Raw genomic sequence first — 5,572 nt, forward strand, 5'->3', positions numbered from 1 at the left:
GCATCCCGAGGAACACCTGCACGGTGGGGATCACGTGGATGGCCACCAGGTCGGCGACGAACTCCCATCGGCCCGCCCGCTCCCGGAACATCGGGTAGCGCCAATCCTCGTGGTGCAGACCGGGAAAGCTGTACACCCAGTTGCCGGTGAGCCGTACCGCCCACACCGCCACGAGCGTCGCGAGCAGCCAGATCCGCCACGGTTCTGCGGCACCGCTGTCGGCCCACCAGAAGAACAGCAGCAACGGCGGAATGACGCTCCAATACGCGTCGTAGAAGCTGGAGTTGCGGTACCGCCGGCTGAACCCGAACACCACGAGCGTCGCCAGGAGGTCGGCGATCAGCGTGTCCAGCCACAGCATGCCGGTGGTGGGACCCCACACCAGCCAGGCGGCCGCCACTGCGATGGCCAGAACGTACGCGGTCGTGACCAGGGTCAACGAGCGGGCTTTGCTCACGGTCTGATCATGCATGACGTCACCGGCCGAGCTGGACGCGGAATGTCTTCGGCCAATACTTGCCGGTCAGCAGGAACTCACTGCCCTGGACGTGTGCGATGCCGTTGAGAACCTGAGCGGACGGCGGAATTCCGCGGGTCCGCAATCCCGAGACGTTCACGACGAGGTCGACCACCCCGGTCCCCGGGTCGATGCGCACGATGTCGTCACCCGGCCAGACGTTGGCCCAGACCTGCCCACCGACGCACTCCAACTCGTTGAGGCCGCGCAGGGCCCGGCCGTCACGGATGACGTCGACACCGCCGGTTTCGGCGAGGTCGTCTGGACTCTGGAACCGCAGCCGGCTGGTCCCGTCGCTGCGGATCAGCCGTTCACCGTCGTGGCACAGGCCCCAGCCCTCCCCGTCCAGCGGCACCTCCCGGGTCGGTGACAGGGTCGCGGTGTCCCATTCGATCGCGACCCCGTCCTGGTAGGTGAGCTGCCAGATCCGGTCCCCCACCACGGTGATGCCCTCGCCGAAGTAGTCGTTCGGCACCGGCACCTGCCGGCGCACCTCCCCGGTTGCCGGGTCGAGTTCGCGCAGCTGGGAGGCACCGGCGAGGCCGGTGCCCTCGTAGAGAACCGATCCGTCGATCTCCAGTCCCTGGGTGAACGCTTCGGGGTCGTGGGCGATCTCCTCCAGCACGACGGGCTCGATCACCGGAGCGGTGGCGTCGCCCGGGCCGGCGTTCGCGGCGGTGGCGGCCGCCCATCCGACCGCGACGACGACAGCGGCGCCCGCCCACATCCGAAGCTTCCTCATACCGTGGTTCTACCGTGCAACGATGGCGGAATGAAAGCGGTCAGTTGTGTGCGCAGCACCCTGGAAGTGGTCGACCTGCCGGATCCGCAGCCCGCCGCGGGCCAGATCGTGCTCGAGGTGCTGCGGTGCGGCATCTGCGGATCGGACCTGCACGCCAAGGACCACGCCGACGAACTCACCGAGGTGATGGCCGAAGGTGGCTACACCGACTTCATGCGTAGCGACACCCCGGTGGTGATGGGTCACGAATTCTGCGGGACGGTCGCAGAGCGGGGACGAAAGGTCGGCAAGGAGTTCACCCCGGGCACCACGGTGGTGTCCTTCCCGCTGGTGAGGGCGCAGGGCGGGGTGCACCTGACCGGACTGTCGCCGGTGGCGCCCGGCGGTTACGCCGAGCAGGTATTGGCCGAGGCGGCCCTGACCTTCGTCGTCCCCAACGGCCTGGATCCGGCGACCGCCGCGCTCACCGAGCCCATGGCGGTGGCCTACCACGCCATCAGGCGCAGCGAGATCAGCCGTAAGGACGTCGCGATCGTGCTCGGCTGCGGGCCGGTCGGGCTGGCGGTCATCTGCCATCTGAAGGCCCGCGGCGTGGGCACCATCGTGGCCAGCGACTTCTCGCCCGGACGTCGGGCGTTGGCCTCCCGGTGCGGTGCCGACATCGTCGTCGACCCCGCGGTGGACTCACCGTACGAAGCCGTGCCCGCCAAGCAGCAGGGCCTGACCGCGCTGCCCGCGCTCTACGAGCTCGGCGTCGGGTCGATGGAGAAGCTGCGGCGGCTGCCGGGTTGGTCACACGTGTACCGGGCGGTCGACCGGCTCGGGGCCACCGCACCCAAGCGACCGGTGATCTTCGAGTGTGTCGGCGTGCCGGGAATGATCGACGGTGTCATCGGCGCCGCACCGTTGGCCTCACGAATCGTCGTCGTCGGGGTGTGCATGGGCGACGACAAGCTGCGGCCGGCGATGGCGATCGGCAAGGAGATCGACATTCGCTTCGTGTTCGGTTACACGCCTTTGGAATTCCGTGACACGCTGCACCTTCTCGCCGAGGGCAAGGTGGATGCGTCGGCGTTGGTGACCGGGACCGTCGGGCTGGACGGCGTGGCGACGGCGTTCCAGGCGCTCGGCGACCCGGAGAAGCACGCCAAGATCATGATCGACCCAGCCAGTCAGGCGACCACGCCCTAGCCTCTGGGTCTCGGACACCCGGACTTGTCGGTGCCTTCTGTGATGATGGTGGTATGTCTTCGGCGGCAACTTCTCTGGCTCCCAAGGAGCGTCTTGAGGTGTTGTTCGCCGAGTTGGCGGAGTTGGCTGGGCAGCGTAATGCGATCGACGGGCGGATCGTGGAGATCGTCGCTGAGATCGACCGTGACGAACTGTGCGGTTTGACCGGGGCCCGCTCGGTGGCCGGGCTGGTGGCCTGGAAACTGGGCACCTCGCCCACGAATGCGCACACCATCACCACCGTCGCCGGGCGGCTCGAGGAGTTCCCCGCGCTGCACTCAGGGGTTGCGCGACGGGCGATTGTCGCTCGATCAGGTCGGGGTGATCGCCGGGCGGGCCGCCACCGGCTCCGATGCCCATTACGCGCAACTGGCCGAAAACGCGACGGTCACCCAACTGCATACCGCCCTCAAAGCAGCCCCCCAACCCAAGCCCGAACCCAAGCCCGAACCCCAACCCGAGCCGGAGCGGTCGGTCATCAAGACCGGCAACGACACCCACGCCACCTACCGGATCCGGCTGCCGCACGACGAGGCGGCGGTCGTGGACGCCGCGCTGGCCTCTCATCTCGAGGCGCTGGTTGCCGAGTGGCGACACGACCACGACACCGGTGGTCGGGTGTCGGATCAGGCGCCGCCGTTCCCGACCACCGTGGATGCGTTGATGAGCCTGGTCGACGCCGGCTGGGACACCGAAGTAGCCCGCCGCCCGCACGGCCAACGCACCACCGTCATCGCCCACCTCGACGTCGACCAACACGTCGCGTCGCTGCACCTCGGACCGCTGCTGTCCGACAGCGAACGCCGTTACCTGCTCTGTGATGCCACCTGTGAGGTGTGGTTCGAACGCCACGGCCGGGTCATCGGCGCCGGTCGGGCCACCCGCACGGTCAACCGGCGGCTGCGCCGGGCGTTGGAGCATCGGGACCGCTGCTGCGTGGTCCCCGGCTGCGGGGCGACCCGCGGCCTGCATGCTCATCATCTGCGGCACTGGGAAGACGGCGGCCCCACCGAACTCGACAATCTCGTCTTGCTCTGCCCGTACCACCACCGGCTACACCACCTCGGCGGCATCACCCTCACCGGGCCCGCGCACCGCCTCAGGGTCACCGACAACGAAGGCCAGGAACTCGACGCGGGATCCTTGGCCCGACCGCCGACCACGCCACCCCCGGCTGTGGCCCCCTACCGCGGGCCGACCGGCGAACGCGCCCAATGGACGTGGTACACCCCCTACCAACCACCACCAGACGCTGAGAAGGCAAGTTGATCAGCCCTCCTGCGCGGCCCGCCGCGCGATCACCTCGTCGCGGATCGCCGACCGCCGCGCCTTGCCGGCATCGTCACGCAGCGCCCTGGTGGTGAACTCCACCGAGCGTGGCACCTTGTAGGACGCGACGCGGTCGGCCAGGAACGCGACCAGTGCGGCTTCGTCCAGACCGTCGGCCTGCACGATGGCATGGGGTACCTGGCCGAGATCGCCGTCGGGGACGCCGACTACCAAGCAGGACAACACCTCTGGATGCTCGGCCAGCGCGGACTCGATCTCGGCGGGGTACACGTTGCGGCCACCCACTGTGAACATGTCGACCCGGCGGTCGTTGAGATAGAAGTAGCGTTCATCGCCGACATCGCGGTAATAGCCCAGGTCGCCCAACGATTCCCAGCCGCCGCGGGACTTGGCGGTGCTGCCGATGTACCGGTAGGTGGGCCGGCCACCGGGGGATGGACGCATGTAGATCTCGCCGACCACCCCGGGCGGGCATTCGTTGCCGCTGTCGTCGAGCACCTTCATCTCACCGGCCACGACGGTGCCCACCGAACCGGGATTTCGCAGCCACTGTTCACCCGAGATGAAGGTCAGCGCCTGCAATTCGGTGCCGCCGTACAGCTCCCACACCACCTCGGGACCGAGCAGCTCGATCCAGGCCCGCATGACCGCCGGTGGGCACGGCGCGGCCAGATGCCAGAACCTGCGGATCGAGGACAGATTATAGGAGCCCGGCGCGTCCCGGTACGCCGGAAGCAGCCGCTGCATGATCGTCGGCACGGTGGCCAGGAACGTCACCCGGTGTTCGGTGACCAGGCGCAGGAAGTCCTGCGGTTCGAACCGCGGCATCACCACGAGGTGATGCCCCTGCAGGAGGCCGATCACGAACGTCGTGAAACCGGTGTTGTGGCTCAGCGGCACCGAGATCAGGTTGACGTCACCTGGCTGCGCACCGAGTGGGTAGCCGATCGCAGCGGGCACCCGGCTGTCGCCGCCGGATTCGATGAGCTTGGGCCGACCGGTGCTGCCGCCCGAGGCCATCGACTTCCACACCGGCGACACCGCTTCGGGCAACGGCCCGTCGGAGAACCCGGAAGCCTCGGCGACCAGATCAGCAGCGGTGCTGGTGGTCACCCCGGACGGATCGGCCCGCCCCACCAGCAGGGCGGGCCGTCTCAGCTCGAGCAGCGAGGCGAGCTCGGTGTCGGGCAGCCGCGCCGACAGCGGTTGCGGGACCGCACCCAGCTTCCAGCACGCCACCACCGAGTACACCCAGTGCAGCGAGTTGGGCGCGGCGATCGTCACGTAGTCGCCGGTATCGACACCGCGCGAGGCGAACATCCGCGCCAGCCGGTTCGTCGTGGCGTCGAGCTCGGCCCGCGTCACGGTGACGCCCTCGCAGGTGACCGCCGGCGCGCCCGGATCCTGCGCTGCCAACGTCGAGACCTGCGTGCCGATCGGCGGGACTGGGCTCGCCACGTCAACCCTCCTCGTCGTCGGGCAAGTCCGCCCTCTCGGTGCGTGACACCGCCGAGGCGGCTACCGCGACAACGGACAACAGTGCCAGGAACTGCACGCCTGCGGAATGCCCGACATACCCGTCGACCGAGCGCCACGGATTCTGGCTGAGGACCGCACCGGCAAGGATCAACCCGGCCGCGGCGGTGCCGACCACCGTTGCATTCCAAACCGTTTCGTGCGCACGCAGCAGGTAACGCAGGCCGAGCAGACCGCCGGCCACCGCAGCGCCGGCGATCCCGGAGACCAGTGCGCCGACCGCCACGACCGCGGCACCGCGCGCGACCGTCGGCGGT

Annotated in this window: 5 protein-coding genes and 1 pseudogene; 2 read left to right on the forward strand and 4 right to left on the reverse strand. The window is 68.9% G+C overall.

From position 1 onward, the window contains the following. On the reverse strand, nucleotides 1–472 hold a 472-nt coding region (locus WA944_RS06575), incomplete at its 3' end, for a DUF1295 domain-containing protein (protein ID WP_526646607.1). A gap of 4 nt (nucleotides 473–476) precedes the next feature. Further along, nucleotides 477–1,259: a glutaminyl-peptide cyclotransferase gene (locus tag WA944_RS06580; RefSeq protein ID WP_526373893.1), complete on the reverse strand. Its 783-nt coding sequence runs from the start codon at nucleotides 1,257–1,259 to the stop codon at nucleotides 477–479. Between the two features lie 30 nt (nucleotides 1,260–1,289). Here WA944_RS06580 and WA944_RS06585 point away from each other — a divergent pair, with 30 nt between their 5' ends. Together WA944_RS06585 and WA944_RS06590 are read left to right on the forward strand one after the other, a co-directional pair. Next, nucleotides 1,290–2,450 (forward strand): zinc-binding dehydrogenase, encoded by a 1,161-nt coding sequence (locus WA944_RS06585; protein ID WP_526608086.1) that lies wholly within the window; start codon nucleotides 1,290–1,292, stop codon nucleotides 2,448–2,450. Nucleotides 2,451–2,503: 53 nt separating this feature from the next. After that, a pseudogene (locus WA944_RS06590) lies at nucleotides 2,504–3,758 on the forward strand (HNH endonuclease signature motif containing protein). On the opposite strand, the gene WA944_RS06595 reads toward WA944_RS06590, so the two are convergent. Both WA944_RS06595 and WA944_RS06600 read right to left on the reverse strand, forming a co-directional pair. Further along, the gene (locus WA944_RS06595; protein WP_526646609.1) at nucleotides 3,759–5,237 is read right to left on the reverse strand and encodes an AMP-binding protein; all 1,479 of its coding nucleotides are present in this window, start codon (nucleotides 5,235–5,237) and stop codon (nucleotides 3,759–3,761) included. 1 nt (nucleotide 5,238) lies between these two features. After that, the coding region (locus WA944_RS06600) for a hypothetical protein (RefSeq protein WP_526646611.1) at nucleotides 5,239–5,572 on the reverse strand (334 nt) is incomplete at its 5' end.

Source organism: Mycobacterium sp., from assembly GCF_049683355.1.
Lineage (GTDB): Bacteria > Actinomycetota > Actinomycetes > Mycobacteriales > Mycobacteriaceae > Mycobacterium.